23 protein-coding genes and 1 other RNA gene are annotated in these 22073 nt (G+C 61.9%); 16 read left to right on the top strand and 8 right to left on the bottom strand.

Annotation, left to right across the window (positions count from 1 at the left end):
• Positions 1-305 precede the first annotated feature (305 nt).
• On the top strand, positions 306-539 hold the full coding sequence (locus G4G27_RS08770) for a hypothetical protein (protein ID WP_244624610.1): 234 nt from the start codon (positions 306-308) through the stop codon (positions 537-539).
• Between the two features lie 51 nt (positions 540-590).
• The gene (locus G4G27_RS08765; protein ID WP_183112970.1) at positions 591-4667 is read left to right on the top strand and encodes an RHS repeat-associated core domain-containing protein; all 4077 of its coding nucleotides are present in this window, start codon (positions 591-593) and stop codon (positions 4665-4667) included.
• A 490-nt stretch (positions 4668-5157) separates the two neighbouring features.
• Here the strand turns inward: G4G27_RS08765 and G4G27_RS08760 are convergent, their stop codons facing one another.
• A complete protein-coding gene (locus G4G27_RS08760) occupies positions 5158-6747 on the bottom strand; it encodes a tannase/feruloyl esterase family alpha/beta hydrolase (RefSeq protein WP_183112969.1) in 1590 nt (529 codons plus the stop codon).
• A 339-nt stretch (positions 6748-7086) separates the two neighbouring features.
• On the opposite strand from G4G27_RS08760, the gene G4G27_RS08755 reads away from it, so the two are divergent.
• Positions 7087-7731 (top strand): histidine phosphotransferase family protein, encoded by a 645-nt coding sequence (locus tag G4G27_RS08755; RefSeq protein ID WP_183112968.1) that lies wholly within the window; start codon positions 7087-7089, stop codon positions 7729-7731.
• Here the strand turns inward: G4G27_RS08755 and G4G27_RS08750 are convergent.
• A complete protein-coding gene (locus G4G27_RS08750) occupies positions 7671-8336 on the bottom strand; it encodes an SGNH/GDSL hydrolase family protein (RefSeq protein ID WP_183112967.1) in 666 nt (221 codons plus the stop codon). The two genes, G4G27_RS08755 and G4G27_RS08750, sit on opposite strands and share 61 nt — an antisense overlap.
• 73 nt (positions 8337-8409) lie before the next feature.
• On the opposite strand from G4G27_RS08750, the gene G4G27_RS08745 reads away from it, so the two are divergent.
• The 13 genes from G4G27_RS08745 (at position 8410) to G4G27_RS08685 (ending at position 19799) form a co-directional block, all read left to right on the top strand.
• Complete coding sequence (locus G4G27_RS08745) at positions 8410-10734, top strand: chemotaxis protein CheW (protein ID WP_183112966.1); 2325 nt, start codon at positions 8410-8412, stop codon at positions 10732-10734.
• Positions 10734-11165: a chemotaxis protein CheW gene (locus tag G4G27_RS08740; protein ID WP_183112965.1), complete on the top strand. Its 432-nt coding sequence runs from the start codon at positions 10734-10736 to the stop codon at positions 11163-11165. Before G4G27_RS08745 ends, G4G27_RS08740 begins: the two co-directional genes overlap by 1 nt.
• Before the next feature lie 82 nt (positions 11166-11247).
• Positions 11248-11613, top strand: a complete 366-nt coding sequence (locus G4G27_RS08735) for a response regulator (RefSeq protein ID WP_183112964.1) — start codon at positions 11248-11250, stop codon at positions 11611-11613.
• 151 nt (positions 11614-11764) lie between these two features.
• The gene (locus tag G4G27_RS08730; protein WP_244624692.1) at positions 11765-12727 is read left to right on the top strand and encodes a chemotaxis protein CheB; all 963 of its coding nucleotides are present in this window, start codon (positions 11765-11767) and stop codon (positions 12725-12727) included.
• A gap of 68 nt (positions 12728-12795) precedes the next feature.
• Positions 12796-13617 carry a protein-glutamate O-methyltransferase CheR gene (locus G4G27_RS08725; protein WP_183113703.1) on the top strand — a complete coding sequence of 274 codons (822 nt, stop codon included), beginning with the start codon at positions 12796-12798 and terminating at the stop codon, positions 13615-13617.
• A gap of 96 nt (positions 13618-13713) precedes the next feature.
• Positions 13714-14610, top strand: coding sequence for a DMT family transporter (locus G4G27_RS08720; protein WP_183112962.1), 897 nt, complete (start codon positions 13714-13716; stop codon positions 14608-14610).
• Positions 14607-15296: an N-acetylmuramoyl-L-alanine amidase gene (locus G4G27_RS08715; protein WP_183112961.1), complete on the top strand. Its 690-nt coding sequence runs from the start codon at positions 14607-14609 to the stop codon at positions 15294-15296. The genes G4G27_RS08720 and G4G27_RS08715 overlap by 4 nt, the downstream gene beginning before the upstream one ends.
• 10 nt (positions 15297-15306) lie before the next feature.
• An RNA gene (gene rnpB, locus G4G27_RS08710) (RNase P RNA component class A) lies at positions 15307-15673 on the top strand.
• A gap of 53 nt (positions 15674-15726) precedes the next feature.
• Positions 15727-16386, top strand: coding sequence for a YoaK family protein (locus tag G4G27_RS08705; protein ID WP_183112960.1), 660 nt, complete (start codon positions 15727-15729; stop codon positions 16384-16386).
• A 75-nt stretch (positions 16387-16461) separates the two neighbouring features.
• A complete protein-coding gene (locus G4G27_RS08700) occupies positions 16462-18417 on the top strand; it encodes a hypothetical protein (RefSeq protein WP_183112959.1) in 1956 nt (651 codons plus the stop codon).
• A gap of 45 nt (positions 18418-18462) precedes the next feature.
• The gene (locus tag G4G27_RS08695; protein WP_183112958.1) at positions 18463-19008 is read left to right on the top strand and encodes a J domain-containing protein; all 546 of its coding nucleotides are present in this window, start codon (positions 18463-18465) and stop codon (positions 19006-19008) included.
• Positions 18990-19319, top strand: coding sequence for a hypothetical protein (locus G4G27_RS08690; RefSeq protein WP_183112957.1), 330 nt, complete (start codon positions 18990-18992; stop codon positions 19317-19319). Before G4G27_RS08695 ends, G4G27_RS08690 begins: the two co-directional genes overlap by 19 nt.
• A 69-nt stretch (positions 19320-19388) precedes the next feature.
• Positions 19389-19799, top strand: coding sequence for a hypothetical protein (locus tag G4G27_RS08685; protein ID WP_183112956.1), 411 nt, complete (start codon positions 19389-19391; stop codon positions 19797-19799).
• Positions 19800-19846: 47 nt separating this feature from the next.
• Here the strand turns inward: G4G27_RS08685 and G4G27_RS08680 are convergent, their stop codons facing one another.
• From G4G27_RS08680 to G4G27_RS08655, 6 genes are all read right to left on the bottom strand, one after another.
• Positions 19847-20257, bottom strand: a complete 411-nt coding sequence (locus G4G27_RS08680; RefSeq protein ID WP_183113702.1) for a SufE family protein — start codon at positions 20255-20257, stop codon at positions 19847-19849.
• 99 nt (positions 20258-20356) lie between these two features.
• Complete coding sequence (locus G4G27_RS08675) at positions 20357-20599, bottom strand: hypothetical protein (RefSeq protein WP_183112955.1); 243 nt, start codon at positions 20597-20599, stop codon at positions 20357-20359.
• Positions 20600-20628: 29 nt separating this feature from the next.
• Positions 20629-20901: a hypothetical protein gene (locus G4G27_RS08670; RefSeq protein WP_183112954.1), complete on the bottom strand. Its 273-nt coding sequence runs from the start codon at positions 20899-20901 to the stop codon at positions 20629-20631.
• A 178-nt stretch (positions 20902-21079) separates the two neighbouring features.
• Positions 21080-21379: a hypothetical protein gene (locus tag G4G27_RS08665; RefSeq protein WP_183112953.1), complete on the bottom strand. Its 300-nt coding sequence runs from the start codon at positions 21377-21379 to the stop codon at positions 21080-21082.
• Positions 21380-21391: 12 nt separating this feature from the next.
• Complete coding sequence (locus G4G27_RS08660; protein ID WP_183112952.1) at positions 21392-21721, bottom strand: hypothetical protein; 330 nt, start codon at positions 21719-21721, stop codon at positions 21392-21394.
• Positions 21722-21736: 15 nt separating this feature from the next.
• Positions 21737-22036 (bottom strand): hypothetical protein, encoded by a 300-nt coding sequence (locus G4G27_RS08655; protein ID WP_183112951.1) that lies wholly within the window; start codon positions 22034-22036, stop codon positions 21737-21739.
• Positions 22037-22073 lie beyond the last annotated feature (37 nt).

The following is a 22073-nucleotide window of genomic DNA, read 5'->3' as shown; positions in this document are numbered from 1 at the left end:
AGTATGTTCTCTGATATTCGGTGCGTGATGGTCATCATCGATGCATCCGGATCGGAAGCGATTTACGTGCTTTCCGCAATTTTCATCTTGCGCCCGAGCGAGGGGCGGCATCTACTCCCGAATAGGACGATTGAGTCGCGTCATGCGATGCTATCGATATGACTGAACAAGATAATAACGCGCATTGCCAAGGCGTTGCGTGACTGGAGGCGGCTGGCCGAATTGCCGCGCTTACATTGTTGGATTTGAAATGTTCTTCATTTGTTCGGTAGCGTTCAAGTCGGCTTAAACGGGGGGGGAATTCCATGGTTCGCAAATCTACAATGGCACTGGTGGCGACGGGCGCCGCGATCATGGCGGGTCTGACCGCGATCACCGGCATCGCCGGCGCGTCGGAAACGATCAACTACACCTATGATGCCAAAGGCCGGCTGGTGAAGGTTGAGCATTCGGGCACGATCAACAACGGTATTGTGGCCAATTACACGCTCGACAAGGCCGACAACCGCAAGAACGTCAAAGTGACCGGCGCGCCGTAACACGCCGCACGCGGGCGATTGTTTCAAGTGCTTTCAACAGGGGTATTTCATATGTCGAACTCGGCATCGGTCGAGGGCAGGCGCGTGCGCGCTCGCCTTGTGCTTCTTACGTTTTCTACGGCCTTGTGCACGGGGCTTGCCGCACCTGCGCTGGGTCAAACGAATCCGCCGCTTCATCGCAATCTTGATGCGAATGGTGTCGATCTGACCCTGGGCGATTATGTGATGACGTTCCGGGAGGGCTCGATCGGCTCGGGCGACGCCGAATTGGCATTGATCCGCCAAAATACTGGCGATCGTCATTCACAATGGGATGGCTACACCTTCGACCGAAGGGTGGTCGGATCAACGGTGACGACCTGGATCGGGCTGCCGGGGCAGAAAGCGGATCAGTTCGTGGGCAGCAGCAGTACTTCCGCCACCGGTACCGGCGCCACCTTGGCCGTCGGTAGCGATCCCGCTTACATCTATTCCTACATCTACACGGCATCTGACGGAACCAAGATTACATTCGTTGACGCATGGGGCACTGACGGCGTGCCGACCAATTTCTGTCCTTCAAACGGCGCATCCTGTTCCCTGGTCCCGGTGCTGATCACGCGCCCCGACGGCGTGACGATCACGCTGGCCCATCAGGTGCGGCAGGTGTCCAGCAACAATTTTACCTGGCGTCTGATCAGCATAACAAACAGCCAAGGCTATGCGATCAAGTTCGCATATCAAACCAATATGCCTCTGTCGGGGCCGCCCCCTGTCGGCTGGTTTACGCGAACTAATGCGAGGTTCTTCAACAATCCCGTCAGCACAACGGTGCCGCAGGCCACGATCAGCTATGCTTACCCCGCGAGTGGTACGGTCGATATCACCGACATGGCAGGCAATGTCTGGCAGGTAGCATCAGGGAGCATCAAGCGTCCCGGTGAAGCCGCACCAAGCTTCAGCGTGACGGGTGGCACCGCCGTCACTGCCGTGACGCGCGACGGCGTTACTACGGGATATTCGCGCGTGGTCAGCGGCACCACGGCGACGATGACCGTGACGGATGCACTGAGTCAGCCAACCGTGGTGGTGTCGGATCTGACGATCGGTCAGCCGACCGGCGTGACCAATGCCCTCGGCAAGACCACGAGCTTTACCTATGACAGCTATGGCCGGCTGACCCGGGTGACGCAGCCCGAGGGCAATTATGCTGAGCTGACGCTCGACGACAGGAGCAATGTCACGGCAACGCGGCAGGTGCCCAAAGGCGGCCCCTCGGGTCCGGGAAACATCAGGACCTTTGCCACCTATCCCTCGACCTGTGATAATCCGAAGACCTGCAATTCACCGACGAGCGTGACGGACGCGTTGGGTAAGGTCACCGATTACACCTATGATCCGACCAGCGGTAAGGTGGCGACGATCACCGCGCCCGCGCCCACCGTCGGCGCGGTCAGGCCGCAGACGCGTTACAGCTACACGGTCCTTGGCGGCGTGTCGCAATTGACCGGTATGTCGGTCTGCCAGACCAGCGCAAGCTGCGTCGGTGCTGCCGATGAGGTCAAGACGACGATCGGTTACGATGCCTATGGTAATGTCACGAGTGTCGCACAGGGCGCAGGCGATGCGAGCCTGACCGCGACGACCATCGCGACTTATAACGCAATGGGCGATTTGGCGACGATCGACGGGCCGCTTTCCGGCACGGCCGACACGACGACCTTCCGCTACGACGCCGCACGCCGGCGGGTGGGGACGATCGCTGCGGATCCCGATGGAGCTGGCGTGCTCAAGCGTCGGGCCGAAAAGATCACTTATGACGGGGCGGGACGACCTACCGTATCGGAAATCGGTACCGTGGCGGGCGTCACCGACACGGATTGGACCGGCTTCCTGTCAACCCAGCAACTGACCGGCAGCTATGTCAGTGGTCGCAAGGTGAAGGATGTGCTGACGGCGAGCGGCACGACCTATAGCGTGACAGAGTATGGTTATGACGCGCTTGGCCGGTCATTGTGTTCCGCGCAACGGATGGACGCTGCTTCGTGGGGCACCGCGCTGACCTCGACCTGCACGCCATTCATCACAACCGGGCCCAATGCGGATCAAATCACCAAGACCAGTTACGACGCCGCGGGTCGCGTGACCAAGACGCAAAGCGCGGTCGGGACAGGCGCCGCGGCGGACGATGCGACGGCCACCTACACCGACAATGGCCGGGTCATGACGCTGACCGATGCCGAAGCGAACAAGACGACTTATGAATATGATAGCTACGATCGATTGTTGAAGACCCGCTATCCGGTCATCACAGCCGGGTCGGGCACCAGTTCGACGACCGACTACGAACAACTGGGCTATAACAAGAATGGCAATGTGACGAGCCGCCAGCTCAGGGACGGGACGTCGATCGCGTTTACTTACGATGCGCTCGGCCGGGTGACCAATAAGGATCTCCCCGCCTCCGAGGCCGATATCACGTATAGCTATGACCTGCTGGGCCGATTGACGGGAAGCGGTTCGACCGCGCAGACGCTGGCCTTCAGCTATGATGCGCTCGGGCGGAACCTGACTCAGTCCGGTCCGGTCGGCACCGTGTCGTCGCAATATGATCTCGCCGGGAGGCGCACCCGCCTGACCTGGCCGGACACATTTTATGCAAATTATGATTATGATGTCACCGGCAATGTGACGGCAGTCCGGGAGAATGGCGCGACATCGGGTGTCGGCCTTCTTGCGCTCTATACCTATGACGATCTTGGCCAGCGGCTGAACCTGACTCGCGGCAACGGGACCAGCACGACCTACACGCCCGATCCTATCTCACGGCTTTCGACATTGACTCATAACCTCACGGGCACCGCAGGCGATCTGACGCTTGGATTTGCTTATAATCCCGCCAGCCAGATCAAGGGAACGACGCGATCGAATGATGGCTATGCCTGGACTGGATCGGTCAATGTCGATCGGCCGTATACGTTGAATGGGCTTAATCAGGCGACGATGGCGGGATCGACGACGCTGGGTTATAACGATGGGCGGGGAAACCTCACCAATTCGGGCACGACCAGCTACGCCTATACTTCCGAGAACCTGCTGCAGTCGTCGAGTGGCAACGCCTTTTATTACGACCCCCTCAAGCGACTATTCCAGATCAACGATACCACGCGTTTTGGTTATGATGGCGTGGATTTGATCGGCGAATGGAACCCTATCGGGGGTGCGTTGCAGAAGCGCTACGTGCACGGTCCTGGAAGTGATGATCCGCTGGTCTGGTACGAGGGAGCAAGCACGAGCGATCGCCGATGGCTTCACTCGGACGAGCGCGGCAGTGTGATCTCCGTGACCGATGGTAGCGGTGCGGTGATCGGCACAAACACTTACGACGAATATGGTATTCCGGGGTTGGGTAATATCGGCCGGTTTCAATATACTGGGCAAACTTGGCTACCGGAAATAGGGCTCTATTATTACAAGGCGCGGCTTTATTCGGCGACACTTGGGCGGTTCATGCAGGCCGATCCGATTGGGTACGATGCCGGAATGAACTGGTATAACTATGTCGGTGGCGATCCTATTAATTTTTCCGATCCTACAGGGCTTCAATGTTATCTAGTCGATGGTGGAGGCTATACAACATCCGATGACGTAAACGGTACTGTCGTTCACAAGATCAGGCTAACGATTTGCTTCAACGGTGGTAGTGTAGTTACTCCAAGTTGGAATGGACAAGGTGGTGGATCCGTCAGCCAGGGAGAAGGGCCTGGAACAGATCCTATTATATGTAGTAAAATGCAGAAGGCTGTGGATGACTCTAAGAAAGATCTTCCAAAATTTATTACAGATAACTGGAGGTGGGGAAATTCTTCTGCTCTTAGTAATGACATTGTGCAATCTCAACTAAACCTTGCTGATGTCAATGATATATCTTTGGGACTTAATATAGTTCAAGGAGTTGGATTGGCCTTGTCACTGAAATCTAGCTCTCCCGTTGGCAGGATTGCCGGTGGAGCTATGTTTGGTGCTGCTACATTTGTATCGGGCCTCGGACTTTCTGCGCAGCAAGCTAAATATTCGAACCAAATTGTAGCGCTGAAAGCTCGATTGTTGCAGCTTCAAGGCCAAAAAGATGGGATTTGCAAAAAATAGTTTGAGCAATGACCCGCTGGAAAATATGATGGATTTTCTTAATGTTTAAAAATAAGTTGTTCATTATAGTGGTTGAAATTGCGATATGGGCCATTGCCATAATATATTTTTGCTATTTATTATTAATTGAGAAAAATAGGGAGGGATCTATCCTATTTATTTCATCTTTTTTGATTGTAGTGTTTCTATTGAAAATAGCGAAATGCGCTAAAAATATTTAGCGATGAATCACAATTCCACGCAATTTCCTTATTCAAATGTGTAGCGGCCCAATGCGCCCCGTCCACTCCACACATTCTGGGCAGCGTCAATTTGAAGTGCAACATTTGCAGCTAGGTGGCGTCGGCTGCGGCGAGTTGATGATAGACATCGTAGGTGTTTTGGAAGTCTAGGATCTTCCTTGGTCTTGATTCGAGCCGATAAGCGATGGCGTCGTTTTGACAAGCTCAGCCGGAACGGCCGTGAGGGCGGTTGAGATCAAGCTCCGCCCTCAAACCCCATTCCGGCATTGGAAGCTCGCCGCCGATTTCTCATCGCCGCCGACATAGGCCGGATAGCTCGGCCATGGGCATAAAGGGCGCTTGCCGGGTGTCGGCCCCGGCGTCGACAAGCTGCGCGTGGCGATCACCGCTTCGGGCGCTTTGCCCGTTTCGACCCAGTCGACCACCGCGCCAAGCAGATCGAAGTTGTCATATGTGTTCGCGCCGCCGCTGCAATGGCCCATGCCGGGAACCATGTAGAAGCGGCTGGTATCGGCCCAGATCGGGCCGTTCGCCTGCTTCGCTCGGAGCCAGTAATCCAGCGTGTCCCAAGCGGAGAACCAGGGGTCGCTGACGCCGTGGTAGAACAGGATCTTGCCACCATGGCCAGTGAAGGCGTTGAGATTGGTCCATATATCGGTGTCGGTCAGCCGCTGCCCCGCATTGGCGCGAATGGCTTCGATCCGTGCATCGACATCCATTGCCAGGTCGCGATTGGGCGGGCCGAAAATGCCCGGCCTGCCGGTCGGGAAAAAGCCCGGAATGCCGGGGCCGTCGGCAATATTGCCGGTGTCATAAGGGAAGGGGGCATAAAGCGCCCGCCCACTGGCATCCTTTGGCGGCTGGTACGCCGCCTCGATCGCCTTGACCTGCGCCGGACTGAAACAGGTTTCGGTCTTCTCGCCCTTGCACTGGAGCAGCGCCGGCTTGAACTTGCAGGCGGAGACGTTGGAGATCACGCGGTCCTTCAACCCGTCAAGCGCGTCGCATTGGCCGAGCAACCCGTCGAGGAACAGCTTGCGGTCGCCGGCCGAGAAGATCCGGTCTACGACCGGCAGTCCTTGCGGATCGCGTGGCGCTGCCTGGTTGAACTGGACTCCTGCCCAAAACGTGCCGAGATTCGAATTGCCCGTGCGCATGGCGGGCGCGCCGACGACGATCCCGTCAAACAGCTCGGGATAGCGTTGCGAGGCGAGCATCGATTCGCGCCCGCCGGTCGAGCAGCCCGCCATATAGCTGTGCGCGATCGCCTTTCGATAATAGCCGGCAGTCATTCTCTTGGCCGCTTCCGCCACGACGCGCACCGATGCTTCGGAGAAATTGAGATTGGCGCGCTGATCCGCCATGAATGCGCCGTCGAACACCGCACCGACATGGCCACTGTCATGGCTCGCCACCGCAAAACCGCGCGCGAGCGCCGGACGATTGCCTGCTGCGGCAGCGCCGAATGGCGGTTTCACGCTGCCGTTCAGCCCGCCACCGCCTTGCAGCAAAAAGCGCCCCCTCCAGTCATCGGGCAGCGCCAGCGCAAAGCGGATGCCATAGGGTTTACCCTGAAATCCGCTGCGTTCATTGATGACGCCTTCGGCCTGGCAATAGGCCGGCAGCCGGGTCGCGAGTGGCGCGCTTGATCCTGTGGGCGCCGTGCCCTCCTTCACATGAAACGTCGCCGTGATCTTGATCCCGGCCAGCTTGAAACCCTTCATCGCCGCGCATCTGGCGACCATGGGCGTAGCCGCCTGCCGGGCCGGTGGTGCGGCCATCGCACTTGTCGCCAACAGGCTGCCCAGTGTCGACAGCGCCCATCCGGTGATCTGCATTCAACTCTCCCCAGCGGCTTCGCTATGTCAGCCGTCTTGCTGGCCCATAGATAACCGAGGATCGGGCGAGCTGCTATATCTGTTCGACTGGCATACAAATATTGTCCATGCCCGGCCTGCAAGCTCAGGATGAACGCAAGGGGGGACGACGCCGGAGAGCCATTTGAATTGAACCGGACAGGTGGCGGCGAGGGAGGCGCAAGCCGCGGCAGGAGTCACGCTGGGCCGATATGGAGCGTCGGCAGGGCGCCTTCATGACGCTTGGCAATGGGTTGCGCCCGCGCGCCCACATCGCCAGAAGAGCGATCAAATCAATAATCCCGAAAGCGGACCCTTTTCATGACCATCAGTGCGGTCGATTTCGCCAGCCTGCTTTGTTCGCGACTTTGCCATGACCTGCTCAGCCCGGTGGGCGCGCTCAACAACGGCCTCGAATTGCTTGCCGACGAGCATGATCCCGAGATGCGCCAGCGTTGTCTGGAATTGCTCAACGAAAGCGCGCGCGCGTCAGCCAACAAGCTGAAATTCTTCCGGCTCGCCTTTGGTGCGGCGGGCGGGTTCGGCGAAATGGTGGATTCGCGCGAGGCGCGCGCAGCGATAGAGGGGCTGTTTGGGGACAATCATCGCGTCAAGCTCGGCTGGCTGATCGAGGACACGACGCTGCCCAAGCCGGCGATCAAGGCATTGCTCAACCTGGCGCTGATCGCGGGCGACGCGCTGATCCGCGGTGGGCAGCTCGACGTCGGGGCGGAAAGCGTCGGCGGCCAGGTCGAGATCGTCGTGCGTGCCGACGGGCCGCGCATCGTGCTCGATCAGGAATTGCGCAATGCGTTGAGCGGCGAGACCGGCGATGCCGTCATCACGCCGCGCGCGGCCGCCGCCTATCTCGTTCATGCGCTCGTTGCGGAAGGTGGCGGTCGGATTCAGGTATCCGATCCGGCGGAACCGGTGCTGCTGTTCGGGGCCGCGTTCAAGGCGGGCTGAGGCCCGGCGCAGGCTGCGGCAAGGCGTTGCTGCCATGCCTTGGCGCCAGCGCGCGACGGGTGCACGCCGTCATAGGTTTCGGGCGCGCTTAGCCCTTTGACGAAAATGCCGCCGCGTTTCGTCGCCAGGTCGCGCAGTACGGCGTTCATTCGCTCCGCCATCGCCGGATCGGCCTTTTTGATCGCGGTGATGCCGATGATGATCGGCTTGCCTCGCCATTGATCGACAAGTTCGGTGGTCTGAGCGGTCCATTGTTTCAGGTCGGTGCCTTGCAGCAGATCGTTGACGCCGACGGCGAAAACGATACGTGACGGCCCGGTCAACGCGATCGCCGCCGAGGAAAAACCGAGCAGGTCTTGCGACCGGGCACCGCTGATGCCGGCATTGATCGGCACCAAACCGCAAATCTCCGGCAGCGACTGCATCTCGACGATGCTGTCGCCGACGATCAGCATCTGACCCGGACCCACTTGCCGGACGATCGCCTGCATCACGCCGAGCCGGCGCTGTTCATAATCTTGCCACCTGCCGGAACGGCCCAGCACGAAGCCGATAAGGGTCGCCATCGCCACAGCAACCAGCAGGGTGAATATTCTGATCATCATGCTCATCGCTCCGGGAATAACCGGTCCTTAACCGCTTTTACACCATGGTCCGATGCAAGCCGCGCGGGGACACATGGACGATCTTCTTCAAGAATTCATCGCCGAGACGCGAGAGACGCTGGAAGCGCTTTCCGGCGAGATCGTCGCGTGGGAGAGCGATCCATCCGATCGCAACCGGCTCGACGCGATTTTTCGCTTCGTCCATACGGTCAAGGGAAGCTGCGGTTTCCTCGATCTGCCGCGGCTCGCCCGGCTGAGCCATGCTGCCGAGGATGTCCTTGCCGCAGTGCGATCGGGGACGCGGACTCCCGACACGTCGCTGGTCAACGCGGTACTCGCGATCGTTGACCGAATCGGCGAGATCGTCGAAGCGATCGACGCAGGCGCGGCGCTGGCCGATTCGGGTGAGGATCTGCTGATCGCGGCGCTCGACGAAGGATCGGAGCCGGAAACCGTCGCTCCAGCGCCCTCTGCGCTCACCCCGCGCGCGCCGTTGCGCAGCGTGCGGCTGAATGTCGACCTGCTCGACCGAATGATGTCGGGCATGTCCGACATGGTGCTGGCGCGCAACGAACTGGCGCGGCGTTTGCGTGACGATGGCGTCGATCCCGCGGTCGAAGCCGCGCTGGAACGCCTGTCGTTGACCGTCGCGGAGATGCGCGACACGGTGACCCGGACGCGCATGCAGAAGATCGATGCATTGTTTTCCGCGCTGCCGCGCATGGTGCGCGACACGGCGGCGGAACTGGGCAAGTCGGTCAACCTCCATATCGAAGGCGCCGATGTCGAACTCGATCGCGAAATGATCGAGATGATGCGCGATCCGCTGGTGCATATCGTGCGTAACGCAATCGATCATGGGATCGAGGCGCCAGCGCTGCGCCGTGTGCTGGGCAAGCGCGAACATGGTCGGCTGACCGTCGCCGCGCGCCAGTCGGGCAACCAGATCATCATCGAGATCGGTGATGACGGGCAGGGCATCGACACCGAACGGCTGATCGCCAAGATCGCCGGCACCGGGCGGTCCGAGCGCGATCTTCGCGCGTTGAGCGACAAGGCCAGGCTCGACCTCATCTTCGAGGCGGGGCTCACCACCAAGGACGAGGTCACTTCGATCTCTGGGCGCGGCGTCGGCATGGATGTGGTGCGCGCCAATATCGAGCAGATCGGCGGCCGCATCGATCTGCACAACAATCCCGGCAAGGGCCTGCGCATCGCCATCCATGTGCCGCTGACCCTGTCGATCATCTCGACCATTGGGGTCGGGGTCGGCGATCAGCGCTTCGCCATCTCGCGCCAGGCGATCGAGGAAATCGTGCGCGTCGGCGGCGATGCGATCCGCATCGATATGCTCGGCGATACGCCGGCGGCGACGGTCCGCGAACGACGTATGCCGCTGGTCGATCTGTCGGGCACGCTGGGCATGACCGCGAGCGGTCCGCCCCCGATGCTGGTGATCGTCAGCGTGGTCGGTGGCAGTTATGCACTCGCGGTCGATGCCGTGCTCGATCATGAGGAACTGGTCATCAAGCCGGCGGCGCCGGCAGTGATGTCGACCGGCCTTTATGCCGGGCAAACCTTGCCCGACAGTGGCTTGCCCATGCTGTTGCTCGATTGCACCGGCATCGCCACCGTCGCCGGCCTGACTTTCCATCGCGAGATCGTCGATGAGGATGATATTCCCGAAATCAGCGTGGCCGAACGCCCCAGCGCTTTGTTGTTCGACGACCTCGACGGTGTGCGCCGCCTGGTGCCGCTGTCGGTCATCGATCGCGTCGAGCCGGTATCGACCGATGCGATCCGCTTTGCCGCCGGGCGGTGGCGGTTGTCGATAGACGGCCGGATCATCCCGCTCGCCACTCAGGGTGAGATCGGCGAACGCCTCGACGTATCAGTGCTGCGCTTGCGCGATGGCGCGATGGAGATTGGTTACGCGATCGCCGAAGCGCTCGATATCGTGTCGCTGCCCGATGCCATCGCGCCGGCGCGCGAGGTCGGACCAGTCGCCGGCGTGGTCGCGCTCGATGACGAACAGATCGAACTGCTCGACGTCCATTGGCTGTTCGCGACTCACGGCGAGGAGGGGCGGGAGGAGAGCCCCCCGGTTTGCCTGATCGACGGGGCGGACACGGTGTGGATGACGACCTTCCTGAAACCGGTGCTGGAAGGCGCTGGTTACCGCGTCGCGACCAGGCTGAGCGCGGATGAAACCGCTGCGGTGGTCCTGACCATGGATTCGGGCGCCCCGGCGCGGATCGGCGCTGCGCCGGTTGTCCGACTGCGCCAGGACCGCTCGGCCAATGGCATAAACGACGATAGTATCTATCGTTACGATCGGGGGGCATTGCTTGCCGCGCTCGCCGAGCGGGCAGGCAGATGCTCGGGAGGGCAGGGCTGATGACGCAATTGTTTCTGATCGCCCATGTCGCCGGTCGCGCGGTGGCGATCGAATCGGGACAAGTCGAATCGGTCGTCGATATCGGTGACGTCGTGCCCGTCCCGCGCGCGGCGAGCCAGGTGCTCGGCCTGGCGGCGCTCCGCAGCCGGGTCGTGACGGTGATCGACACCCGCGCTGCGCTGGGCGTCCCGCCCGCCAGCGTACCGGCGACACGCGCGATCATCACGCTCGCCGATGGGCATCATTATGCGGTGCTGGTCGATTCGCTGGAGGACGTCTTGCCCTTCGACCTTGTGCCCTTGTCATCGGGTATCGTGCTCGATGGCGGTTGGCGCGCGACGGGGTGCGGGATTGTCGAGCGTGATGGCGAGGCGATCCTGGCGATCGACTTGCGCGCGTTGATTCCCGGCCTGACGGCGCTGGCGGCGTGACGATCGTCTGTAGATTTTTACAAATTAACGCGACGCTTACGGGTTTCCGGCAAACAGGCACCAAGCGGAACAGGATTTACAAATGAAGACGTGCCTGGTGGTCGATGATTCGAAGGTGATCCGCAAGGTTGCCCGACATATTCTGGAAACGCTGAACTTCACCGTTTCCGAAGCGGGCGACGGCCGCGAGGCGCTCGATTCCTGTCTGGCATCTGCCCCCGACGTAGTTCTGCTCGACTGGAACATGCCGGTGATGAGCGGGATGGATTTCCTCCGCGCGCTGCGCGACAGCGCGGTTTCGCATCGGCCCAAGGTAGTGTTCTGCACCACCGAGAACGGCATGGCGCATATTCGCGCCGCGATCGAAGCCGGCGCCGACGAATATGTCATGAAGCCGTTCGATCGCGAGACGCTGGAAAGCAAGCTCCAGATCGTCGGCATGGCCTGAGGCCGCGCCGATGCCCCGCCCGCCCGCCGAGGCCCGGTCGCTCCGCGCCACTGCGCGTGTGCGCGGTCATGCGCCCAGTCACCGTCCCGGTCATCCGCCCCGAATCCTAATCGTCGATGATTCGGTCGTCGCGCGTGCAGTGATCGGCCGGATGATCGAGGCGAGCCGCCGTTTCGTGGTCGCCGGAGCGGTCCCCGATGCTCAGGCCGCGCTGACCTTTCTAAAGGGCAACGCGGTTGACGCGATCCTGCTCGATATCGACATGCCAGGGACCGACGGGCTGACCGCCTTGCCCGACCTGATCGCGGCAAGCCGCGGCGCCAAGGTGCTGATCGTTTCGTCCTCATGCGATGAGGGCGCGGCGACCACGATCCAGGCACTGGCGCTGGGTGCTGCCGATACGCTGGTCAAACCCGGCGTCGGTGCGTTCGCCGGCCGTTTCGCCGAAGTGCTGACTGACAAGCTGACGCGTCTGCTCGAGATCGACGACATCGTCGAGGACGTGTTGCCGACGGTATCGGTGCGCAGCGACAGCGGCGGCTTCGACATCGTTGCGATCGGCGCGTCGACCGGCGGGATTCATGCGCTCAGCCAGCTGCTGCGCGAGATTCCGGCGAGCTTTCCACTGCCGATCCTGATCACCCAGCATCTGCCCGAATCCTTCATGCCCTATTTCGCGGCACAGGTGGCGGTGCTCGCCGGACGGCCGTGCGACGTCGCGACCGATTGCATGCGCATTCGTCCGGGCCGGGTGATCATCGCACCTGGCGATGGCCATATGCGCCTGGTCAATCTCGGTGACGGCTCGGCCGCGGTGCGACTGTCGCGTGAACCGGTGAAAAGCGGTTGCATGCCCTCAGTCGACCCGATGTTCGAGAGCCTGGCCGAGGTGTTCGGCGCGCGCGCGCTGGCAATCGTGCTCAGCGGCATGGGCCGGGATGGCAGCGACGGTGCGAAACGGCTTGCCGAGGCCGGCGGCTGCGTCGTCGTGCAGGATCAGGCGAGTTCGGTTGTGTGGGGCATGCCTGGTGCGATCGCCAGCGCGGGCGGCGCCAATGCGATCCTGCCGCCCGACGAGATCGGCCGGCTGATCGCCATGCGGCGGCGGCCCTGATGCCGACGCCCGACATGCCCAGAGCGCGGCCGGCTGGCCCGGTGGGTCTCGCGCGGCCGACCGGCGCGATGCACATCTTCGCCGCGTTGCTCGAACAGCGTACCGGCCAGCAGATCGCGGCGAACCGTGAATGGCGTATCGAGACCGCACTCAAACCGGTGATGCGCGAACGCGGACTGGAAACGCTCGACGATCTGGCCGGGGCCATCGTCGGTGGACGCGACCCGGTGGTCGCCGATCAGGTGGTGGACGCCTTGCTCAACCAGGAAAGTTCATTCTTCCGCGATGCGGCGGTACTCGACATGATCCCGCCGGCCCTCGACGCGATGCGCGCCGAGGGACCGACGCGACGATTGCGTGTGTGGTCGGCTGGTTGTTCAATGGGACAGGAGCCCTTGTCGCTGGCGATGCTTTTCGCCGAGCATGAGGCGGCGACCGGATTGCAGTCGCCCGAGATCGTCGCGACCGATGTTTCGGAAAACGCAATTTCGCGCGCGCGGGCGGGGCGCTTTTCGCAATTCGAGATTCAGCGCGGTTTGCCGGTGCGCCGCATGATGCGTTGGTTCGATACGGTTGGCCTGGATTGGATTGCCCGGCCCGAACTGGTTCGCCGCATCTCCTTCCGCCGGCTCAATCTGGTCGCCGATCCACTGCCGATCGGGCGCTTTGATGTGATCCTGTGCCGCAACGTTCTGCTTTATCTGTCGCCGTCATTGCGCTGTCAGGTACTCGATCGCCTGGCGCAGGTGATGCGGCCAGGCGGTTTGCTCGTGCTCGGTGCGGGCGAAACGGTGATCGGCCAGACCGAAGCGTTCCGACCTTCACCCGATTATCGGGGGCTTTACGAGCCGACCGGCATCGTGTCCTGTGGGATGGCCGCGCGCGCCTGAGAGTTTGTTTTAAAATTCGCGGTTGAGTGATTTTGCACCGTCTTCGGACTCTCGGCGACGGTTTACTTTACCGGCCTCGCGTCGCAAGCGGCGGCCATGATCGGGACTGCTCCCAAAACCAATAGCTTCGGCGCTCGCGACTTCGCGGTCGTGGTGATCATGAACATCTTGTGGGGTTTCAACATCATCGCGGTGAAGATGGCGGTTACGGCGATCGCACCGCTGACCGCCGGTTTCCTGCGCCAGCTGATCGTGTTGGTGGTTTGCGGCTCCGCGCTCAGGATCGTGCCCGGCAAGATGCGCCTGCTGACCATATTGGGCATTTTATCCGGCGGGCTGTTCTACATCGTGGTCAATGTGTCGCTCGCGGTGTCCGACAATGTTGGCGCCCTGGCGATCGCGGGGCAGCTCGGCGTGCCCTTTTCGCTGTTGCTGGCGATCCTGGTGTTTCGCGAACGCATCCGCTGGCCGCGCATCGCGGGCATCGCCTTGTCCTTTGGCGGGGTCGTGCTGTTGGTGTTCGATCCAGACGCCGCGCGCGAAGTGCCCGGGCTGATGCTGACCGCGGTCGCCAGCTTCATCTGGGCGATTTGCTCGCTGATCCAGCGCTATCTGATCGGTGTGCCGGTCCTGACCATCTATGCCTGGGTCGGTTTCTGGGGTTCGGTGACACTGGGCACGCTCGCCTGGTTTGTCGAGCCGGCGGCGATGCGGACGATATCCTCATTGCCGCTGTCCACGCTCGGCTGGGTGGCTTTTTCAGCGATCGGATCGACCGTGATCGGGCAGGGATCGATGTCCTGGCTGTTGCAGCGTCACCCGATCAGCGTGGTCACGCCACTGACCCTCGCAGCGCCGATCGTCTCGGTTTTCGCCGCATCCTGGTATTTCGGAACGCCGCTGACCATGCTTATGCTAACGGGGGGCGCGGTGGCGATGCTCGGTGTCGCGATCGTCACTATTCGAACCGCGCGCGCAGGGGACACGCCATGAGCATGATCGAGACGCCGTCACCCAATTTCGACGACCGCGTGCTGCCGGTGTCGATGATCGTGCTGCACTATACCGGCATGCATGATGCAGACTCGGCGATCGCACGGTTGACCGATCCGGCCGCGAAAGTGTCGGCGCATTATCTCGTCAAGGAAGACGGCGCGGTCGTACGCATGGTGGCGGAGGACAAGCGCGCGTGGCACGCCGGCAAATCGCGCTGGCGCGGGATCGAGGACGTCAACAGCGCGAGCATTGGGATCGAACTGGTCAATCGGGGCCACGAATGGGGCTATTGCCCTTTCCCGGAAGAGCAGATCGACGCGCTGCTGCCGTTGCTGAGCGAGATCAAGGAACGTCACGGTATCTCGCGCGGTAACGTCGTCGGCCATTCCGACATCGCCCCGACGCGCAAACAGGATCCGGGTGAGTTGTTCCCCTGGGCACGCCTCGCCAAACTGCGTCTTGCACTGCCGCGCCCGACCCGGAATCTGATGGACCCGATGTGGAGCGATTCGGGCTTCCTCATCGCACTCGAACGCTTCGGTTATGATGTCGCCGACAAACTCGCCGCGGTGGTCGCTTTCCAGCGTCGGTTTCGGCCGGAACTGATCGACGGCGAGATCGACGGCGAGTGCCGCTGCATCCTGCTCGCACTGCTGTTGCCAAAACCGCAAGGGGACGAGTAGGGCGGTTGCGCCAGAGGGTTGGGCGGCCGCGTCGTGCATTAGCACGCCGAGGAAAGTCCGGGCTCCACGAAACGACGGTGCCGGGTAACGCCCGGCGGGGGCGACCCCAGGGAAAGTGCCACAGAGAGCAGACGGCGACGGCTTCGGCCACGTCATGGTGAAAGGGTGCGGTAAAAGCGCACCGCGCGCCTGGTAACAGGGGCGGCACGGCAAACCCCACCGGGAGCAAGACCGAATAGGGGCGGCACATGAGCTTTGTTTCAGCTCGTCGCCCGGGTTGGTTGCTTGAGCCCGTATGCAAATACGGGCCTAGAGGAATGGTCGCACATCGCATCTCGGTGCGAGGACAGAACCCGGCTTACAGACCCTCTGGCATTTTCTCTCAAGGACGCATTGGCTCATGCCGATTCGGCCTGCTAATCCGCTGCGAATGAAACAACTCGATCGATCCGGATTGACGCTCGCCCTGATGCTCGCGGCGGTCGCGGGTTTCGTCGATGCGACCGCCTTCGTCACGATCGGCCAGTTCTTCGTTTCCTTCATGAGCGGCAATTCGACTCGCCTGGCGGTGTCCGCGGCGCAGGAAATGTGGCCCGACCTGGCTTTCGCTGCGGGCCTGATCGCGTTGTTCGTCACCGGGGTGGCGGCGGGCAACATTATCGGCGCCAGAGCTCATGGCAACCGGACCGTCGCACTGTTGCTGGTCGAGGGGGTGTTGCTGGCTGGCGCGGCGGTCTTGCACGCGACGCGGCAACCCCAGGCAGCTGCACCCCTGATGGTGTTGGCGATGGGCAGCGCGAATGCAGTATTCATGGTCGATGGCGAGGTCCGCTTCGGCGTCACCTATATGACTGGCGCACTGGCCAGGATCGGCGAACGGCTCGCCGCAGCGGCAACCGGTGCCGGGCAATTGCGCGAGGCGATGCCCTGGCTCGGCCTGTGGCTCGCGCTGGTTTTCGGCGCGGTTCTGGGCGCTGCGCTGGCGATCCGGATCGGCGGAGTTGCGGTCGCGCTACCCGCGGGATTGGTGATCCTCGCCGCACTGATCGCCCATAGCCGATCAGGTTACAGGCCCGACCGAACCAGTTGAAATGTCGCTGGCGTTACCGGCCGGTTATCGACTATTCTTGGTAGTACACCGAAAAGGCAGGTAAAAATGCTGGGGATGATGCTTATCGCGGCCCAGGCCGTGTCTCCGGCTGCGGCCGCCAGTCCGACTCCTGCACAATCCGTCAAACGCTCCGTTCAGCAGGATTTCGAAGCGGCAACCGCGCTGCAGGACGCCGGAAAAGATGCTGAGGCGATGGCCGCCTGGGAAGCGCTGGAAAAGCGGATCCCCAAAAACAAACGCAGCCTCGCGATTATTCGCGTCCGCAAGGCGACGGCGCTGATCGGACTGCGGCGATACGACGATGCGGTCGCGGTGATTCGTGCCGGGCTGGTCGATCTGCCAGTCGACGACCCGACACTGAAGGCCGACCGCTATACCGGCTGGTCGAGCCTGGGGCGGATCGCGGAATATTCGCTCGATTATGCGAGCGCTGCCGAAGCTTATCGTCAGGCGGAGCCGATCGCGACCGACGATCTCAATCGCGTTGCCACTTTTCGCGGCCTGGTTGAAGCGGAGACCTTCGTCGATCCCGACGCGGCAACCCGCGACATGGCGCGGGCAGAGGCATTCATGGCACCGTTGCAGATCGACGCACAGAATCGCGCGATCCTTAAACGCGTCAAGAGCCAGTTGCTGCTGAACCGGGGCGACTATGCGGCAGCTCAGCTTGAGGCCGGCGCGGCGGTCAAGCTGCTCGGCGGCCTGACCTCGAAGACCGATCTGTCTGATGTGGCGGCACGATCGAACTACGCGATCGCGGCATTGCTTAACGGCAAGACCGACGAGGCGCGCCGTTACATGGCGATGACCGGGGCGGGACGCCTGAGCACGGGCAGTTTCGATCCCGGTCCGCAGATGAAGGTGCCCGATTGTGGCGGCGAGGCCAATTTACGGCCCGAGGATATGGCGGTGGTCGAACTCTCCATCGCGAGTGACGGAACGGTCTCTGCCACCCCCATTTATGCCGCGGGCGGCGGCGCGGTTGCGCTGGAATTTGCTCGTGCGGTGCGCAACTGGTCGTTCGATCCGGTTCAGGTGAAGACGATGCCGGCCTTCTACCGCATTCGCATGCGCATCGAGCTGCGCTGCTCCACGGTGTTCCAGCGCCCCTCGGTTGGCGATTATCTCGATGGCGATCTCGGAGTCTGGCTGTCGAGCAAGAACATCGCACCGCCGTCGCTTGCGACCGGTTCGGATGCCGCGACGCTGCCCGCGCTGCGCAGCCAGCTGGTGGCGGCCGAAGCACGGGACGGCAAGGATGCCCTGTCTCTGGTACCAATCCTGCACCTGTTGGCGCAAAATGCCGTTGTCCCACGTGAAGAAGCGAACGGTTTCGCGCGCCGGGCATTGACCATCGTCGCCACCGCCGGGGCACCCGCCACGGCGCGTTTCGCGATCGACCGCATCGTCGCGGCGAGCAGCGGTGCCGAGGCCTGGAACGCACGGCGGGCAGCGAAGGCGATCAGGTCGGCTTTATCCGATCCGGCTTATGCCGCCGATGTACCTGCCCGGTCGGCGATCCGGCTGATGCTGGCGGACGCCATGCGCTCGTTCGACGAAAATGGCGCGCGTGTCCTGCTCAAGCAGGTCGGCGACGAATCCGGCTTGCCCGCCAACCACCCGCTACGGGTCGGCGCGCTGGTTCGGCTCGCCTCGCTCGAACAGGCGAACGGCAATGTCGACGCGGCGCGTACCGCGTTTGCAAATTCCGGTCTGGCGGCCAATCAGTGCGCGCTGATCGATGCACCGCCGCGTTTCCTGCACGCTGGCGGCACTTTCCCGGACGAAGCGCGGCAATGGGGCTTCGAGGGCTGGACACAGGTGCAATTCGATGTCGCCGCCGATGGCAAGGTGCTCAACGAACGCGCGATCATCTCCTATCCGCCGTTCGTCTTCACCAATGCAGGCAAGCAAACGCTCGCGACCGCAAGGTATGAGAAAAGTTTTCGCCCCGATGGTGGGCTTGGGTGCGGCGGCAGCGTACAGCGCGTGAAGTTCCTGATTCACTGATCCCCCGGGTTGCGCTCTCGTCCGCGCGGCCTATGTCGGGCGGCGATGGCGCGTTCTTCTTCTCGATCGGTCGACTGGGGCTTCCCTCGCTGGCGTGGCTACGGCTCCGCGGGCAGCGAGGCGACGACGGTACGCCTGTGTGACCGGCATGGATGCGAGGAGCCGGGCAATTGCCCCGCGCCGAAATCGCCCAACAGCCCTGAGCGTTGGTATTTCTGCCAGGAACATGCCGGCGAATATAATCGCGGCTGGAATTATTTCGAAGGACTGACCGCAGAGGAAGCGGCCGAGCGCGAGGCCGCCGAACGGTCCACCGCCGACGGCTATACCGAATCTAAGCATCACAGCTGGGCTGGCCCGGGCGACGGCAGCCGGTCGCGCGACGAAATGCGTGCGCTGGAATTGTTCGAGCTCGACCCCGATGCCGATTTCGCCTTGATCCGATTGGCATGGCGTAAGCTTGCCAAGGATAACCACCCTGACCTGCGTCCCGGCGATGCCGATGCCGCCAAGCGCTTTCAGGCGATCCAGGCCGCATATGACGTCCTCCGCCTGGCGGAGGAAGCGCGGGAATGGAAGCCCGCCGGTTGAAGGCGGCCGGCCTGAAATCGGTGCGCTCGCATTGGTCGACCGCGCTGCTGGTATGCAGAAAATGTTCGAAGCGGCTCGACGGCGGATTTGGCCCCAAAGGGCGTACCTCGCTGGCCAAGGCGTTGCGCAAGGAACTTGGCGGCGGCAAGGACCGTAAAGGCAAACTCGGCATCATCGAAGTCAAATGCCTCGGCGTCTGCCCGCGCGGCGCCGTGACGATAGTCGATGCTGCTCATCCCGGTGAATGGAAGATCGTGCCGGCGCGTCAGGATATTGAGGAAATCGTCTCGGCGCTCCGTCTTAACAGATAGGGTAACGTCGGTCAGCCACGGTTCAGGCCGACTGTGTTGTGATCCGACATAATGACAGGAGTTTTTGGCATGCGCGCAATTCACCTTATCCTCGCCGGTGCTCTGCTGATCGGTGGCGGCGCTGCTCAAGCCGAGCGATTGAGTCCGGACGCGAAGCTGGCAAAGATGCTCGACGGGCGGGTTGCCGGTGCGCCGGTGAACTGTATCCAACTGCGCGATATTCAGTCGACCGAGATCATCGACAAGACAGCGATCGTCTATCGCGGCAGGAATGGGACGCTTTACGTCAACAACGTGAATGGCGGCGGCGCCTTCCTCGACGATGATGATATCCTCGTGAGCAAGACCTATTCCAGCCAGTTGTGCAGTATCGACATCATACAGCTGGTCGATCGGTCTTCGCGGATGTCGAGCGGATCGGTCGGGTTGGGCGAGTTCGTGCCCTATCCCAAACCACCAAAGGCTGCTGCCGTTCGCTGAACGCAACGGTTCGGTGCAATGCGCGTGAAGGTCGACCGAATCGCCTATTAGCGGTCGGCGTAGCGCCGTGCCGTCTCGACGATCAGCGCGATCATGTTGGGAATTCCCTGGGTCCGGTTCGAACTGAGCTGGCCCTTCAGGTCGAACGGTGCGAGTGCCGCCGGGATATCGGTGGCAAGGATCGTCGCCGGCGCGGTATCCTGTACCGTCAGCAAGACCAGCGCGATGATGCCTTTGGTGATCGCGGCATTGGAATCGGCGAGGAAGTGGAGCGTGCCATCGTCGCGGACGGTGGGATAGACCCATACCGAGGCGGAACAGCCTCGCACCAGTGTCGCGTCGGTCTTGAGCGCTTCGGGCATCGGCTCCAGTTCGCGGCCCAGGTCGATCAGCATACGGTACCGGTCGTCCGCGTCGAGAAAGCCATATTCGTCTTGCAGGTCGGAAAGATCGGGCATGGCGCCGGCTATAGCCTCGTTGCCCGCCATGCCAACCTCAACTTCCCCCAACCTCAACTTCCCCAACCTCGACTTCTCCAGTCATTGCCGGGGAAGAGGTCAGAGATCCACGCCGGCGGCGATCGCCTCGAGCTTGCGGATGCGTTCCTTCAGGTCGGCGATCTCGATCCGCGCGCTGGCGTTGGGTACCGGGGTGGCGGGATGGAAGTCGCTATTCGCTCGCAATTCCTGCTGCTTGAGTGCGAGCCAGCCGCGCCAGCCGGTCAGGGTGGCGAGGGTCAGCATGCCGAGACCGGCCAATGCTGTGGCGGATAGAGTGAGATAGAAGTTTGGATCGGTCATGATCCCTGCTCCTTGGTTTGGTTTTGCGTTTAGCTGCGGTCGCGGAGCTTCTCGATCTCGCGATCGAGACGGGCGCCGCTATCGTTGCTGTCGGTGGCGAGGCGTTCGAGGACGGCGAGGCGATCCTTCATCGCCTTCAGTTCCTCGCGCAGCCGTTGGTTCTCCATCTCTGTCGCCGCGTCTTCGCGGTGCGGATGGAAGGCGTCGCGACGGCTGTTATGGCTTCCGCCGAACCGTGCCTGAAGCACTTTGCCGATCGTGATGACAACGATGATCGCGACGACCATTTCGAACGGGTTCATGGAAGGTCTCCCTTGTTTCTTGTTCTTGGAGTTGGGAAATTACTGGGCGTTGCGGGCTTCGCGCTCCTGGCGGCGAAGCCGCCGATCGACGCGTTCGGTCAAGTACACACCGACGCCGGCGATGGTGGCGAGCACTGCGAAGATGATAAGCACTTCGTGATTCCTTTCGGGGGAGGGGTCAATTGAGCGGCGCGTTGTCATCGCGCGGTTTGTTGAGTGGCGCGCTGTCATCGCGCAGGCGGTCGATTTCATCGGCAAGTTCGATGCCGCGGTCGGTGACGATGCGTTCCAGCACACGGACACGCTGTTCCAGGCTGCTGGTCTGCGAGGCATATTGTGCCGCCTTTTCGGCGATCATCTTGGCTTCGAGCTCCATCTGGCGATGCTTGTAGGCGAACCAGGGTTTGATGAAGACGCCGCCGAAGATCGCCAGCAGGCCGCAGGATATTCCAAGAATGGGGATCAGCAGGGGGGACATCGGAATTGCTCCTCAGTTCGGCTTGGTGCGCAGGCTTTCGATCTCGCGATCGAGGCTGTGCGCGCCGTCGGTGACGATCCGTTCGACATTGGCGAGCCGGTCCTTGATCGAGCCGATCTCGGCGCGCAGCTGGCCATTTTCCTGGCTGAGCAGGCGGATGCGTTCGGCGGCTTCCTGGTCGGTCTTCGGGTAGATCGCCTGGCCCCATTGCCCGTCGAGCGGATAGCCGTGGCGGATGCGCATCCAGGTGGTGATCACCCAGCCGATTACGCCGGACACCGTGACGATCGCAATGACCGGACCGATGGCGCTTATGACCGGTATGAATTGTGTCGGGTTCATCGTTATATTCCTATCTCAGCGCAGTGAGTCGATCTCGCGAGCGGTGCGCTCGGCGGGGTCGGTGGCGATGCGTTCGAGGACGGCGATCCGTTCCTCCAGGCGGCTGATCTGGCCGGTCAGGCGCTCATTCTCGGTTGAGAGCAGACCGATCTTGCGTTCGGCATCGACCGCTACATCGGTACGGTGGCTCTTCTTGCCGGACCATTCATCCTCCATCGGATAGCCGTGGCGGGCACGGATCCAGTTGTTGATGACCCATCCGGCGGTGGAGATCGCGATGATCGCGATGACGAAGCCAGGTCCACCCCAATTCATTGTCGTTCTCCCTGATCAGCCGCGGATCGGTCTGCGT

Source organism: Sphingomonas sp. So64.6b (assembly GCF_014171475.1).
Lineage (GTDB): Bacteria > Pseudomonadota > Alphaproteobacteria > Sphingomonadales > Sphingomonadaceae > Sphingomonas > Sphingomonas alpina_A.
The sequence above is the reverse complement of the archived record's forward strand: the minus strand, read 5'-3'. Positions and strand labels throughout refer to the sequence as shown.

What these genes read in the sequence shown, in the direction of transcription:
- G4G27_RS08690 (WP_183112957.1), top strand. Translation starts at nt 18,990, where the DNA reads ATGGAAGCCCGCCGGTTGAAGGCGGCCGGCCTGAAATCGGTGCGCTCG.
- G4G27_RS08685 (WP_183112956.1), top strand. Translation starts at nt 19,389, where the DNA reads ATGCGCGCAATTCACCTTATCCTCGCCGGTGCTCTGCTGATCGGTGGC.
- G4G27_RS08705 (WP_183112960.1), top strand. Translation starts at nt 15,727, where the DNA reads ATGAAACAACTCGATCGATCCGGATTGACGCTCGCCCTGATGCTCGCG.
- G4G27_RS08750 (WP_183112967.1), bottom strand. Translation starts at nt 8,336, where the DNA reads ATGATGATCAGAATATTCACCCTGCTGGTTGCTGTGGCGATGGCGACC.
- G4G27_RS08760 (WP_183112969.1), bottom strand. Translation starts at nt 6,747, where the DNA reads ATGCAGATCACCGGATGGGCGCTGTCGACACTGGGCAGCCTGTTGGCG.
- G4G27_RS08720 (WP_183112962.1), top strand. Translation starts at nt 13,714, where the DNA reads ATGATCGGGACTGCTCCCAAAACCAATAGCTTCGGCGCTCGCGACTTC.
- G4G27_RS08680 (WP_183113702.1), bottom strand. Translation starts at nt 20,257, where the DNA reads ATGCCCGATCTTTCCGACCTGCAAGACGAATATGGCTTTCTCGACGCG.
- G4G27_RS08725 (WP_183113703.1), top strand. Translation starts at nt 12,796, where the DNA reads ATGCACATCTTCGCCGCGTTGCTCGAACAGCGTACCGGCCAGCAGATC.
- G4G27_RS08740 (WP_183112965.1), top strand. Translation starts at nt 10,734, where the DNA reads ATGACGCAATTGTTTCTGATCGCCCATGTCGCCGGTCGCGCGGTGGCG.
- G4G27_RS08745 (WP_183112966.1), top strand. Translation starts at nt 8,410, where the DNA reads ATGGACGATCTTCTTCAAGAATTCATCGCCGAGACGCGAGAGACGCTG.
- G4G27_RS08700 (WP_183112959.1), top strand. Translation starts at nt 16,462, where the DNA reads ATGATGCTTATCGCGGCCCAGGCCGTGTCTCCGGCTGCGGCCGCCAGT.
- G4G27_RS08735 (WP_183112964.1), top strand. Translation starts at nt 11,248, where the DNA reads ATGAAGACGTGCCTGGTGGTCGATGATTCGAAGGTGATCCGCAAGGTT.
- G4G27_RS08660 (WP_183112952.1), bottom strand. Translation starts at nt 21,721, where the DNA reads ATGAACCCGACACAATTCATACCGGTCATAAGCGCCATCGGTCCGGTC.
- G4G27_RS08765 (WP_183112970.1), top strand. Translation starts at nt 591, where the DNA reads ATGTCGAACTCGGCATCGGTCGAGGGCAGGCGCGTGCGCGCTCGCCTT.
- G4G27_RS08675 (WP_183112955.1), bottom strand. Translation starts at nt 20,599, where the DNA reads ATGACCGATCCAAACTTCTATCTCACTCTATCCGCCACAGCATTGGCC.
- G4G27_RS08755 (WP_183112968.1), top strand. Translation starts at nt 7,087, where the DNA reads ATGACCATCAGTGCGGTCGATTTCGCCAGCCTGCTTTGTTCGCGACTT.
- G4G27_RS08730 (WP_244624692.1), top strand. Translation starts at nt 11,765, where the DNA reads ATGATCGAGGCGAGCCGCCGTTTCGTGGTCGCCGGAGCGGTCCCCGAT.
- G4G27_RS08670 (WP_183112954.1), bottom strand. Translation starts at nt 20,901, where the DNA reads ATGAACCCGTTCGAAATGGTCGTCGCGATCATCGTTGTCATCACGATC.
- G4G27_RS08770 (WP_244624610.1), top strand. Translation starts at nt 306, where the DNA reads ATGGTTCGCAAATCTACAATGGCACTGGTGGCGACGGGCGCCGCGATC.
- G4G27_RS08715 (WP_183112961.1), top strand. Translation starts at nt 14,607, where the DNA reads ATGAGCATGATCGAGACGCCGTCACCCAATTTCGACGACCGCGTGCTG.
- G4G27_RS08695 (WP_183112958.1), top strand. Translation starts at nt 18,463, where the DNA reads ATGGCGCGTTCTTCTTCTCGATCGGTCGACTGGGGCTTCCCTCGCTGG.
- G4G27_RS08665 (WP_183112953.1), bottom strand. Translation starts at nt 21,379, where the DNA reads ATGTCCCCCCTGCTGATCCCCATTCTTGGAATATCCTGCGGCCTGCTG.
- G4G27_RS08655 (WP_183112951.1), bottom strand. Translation starts at nt 22,036, where the DNA reads ATGAATTGGGGTGGACCTGGCTTCGTCATCGCGATCATCGCGATCTCC.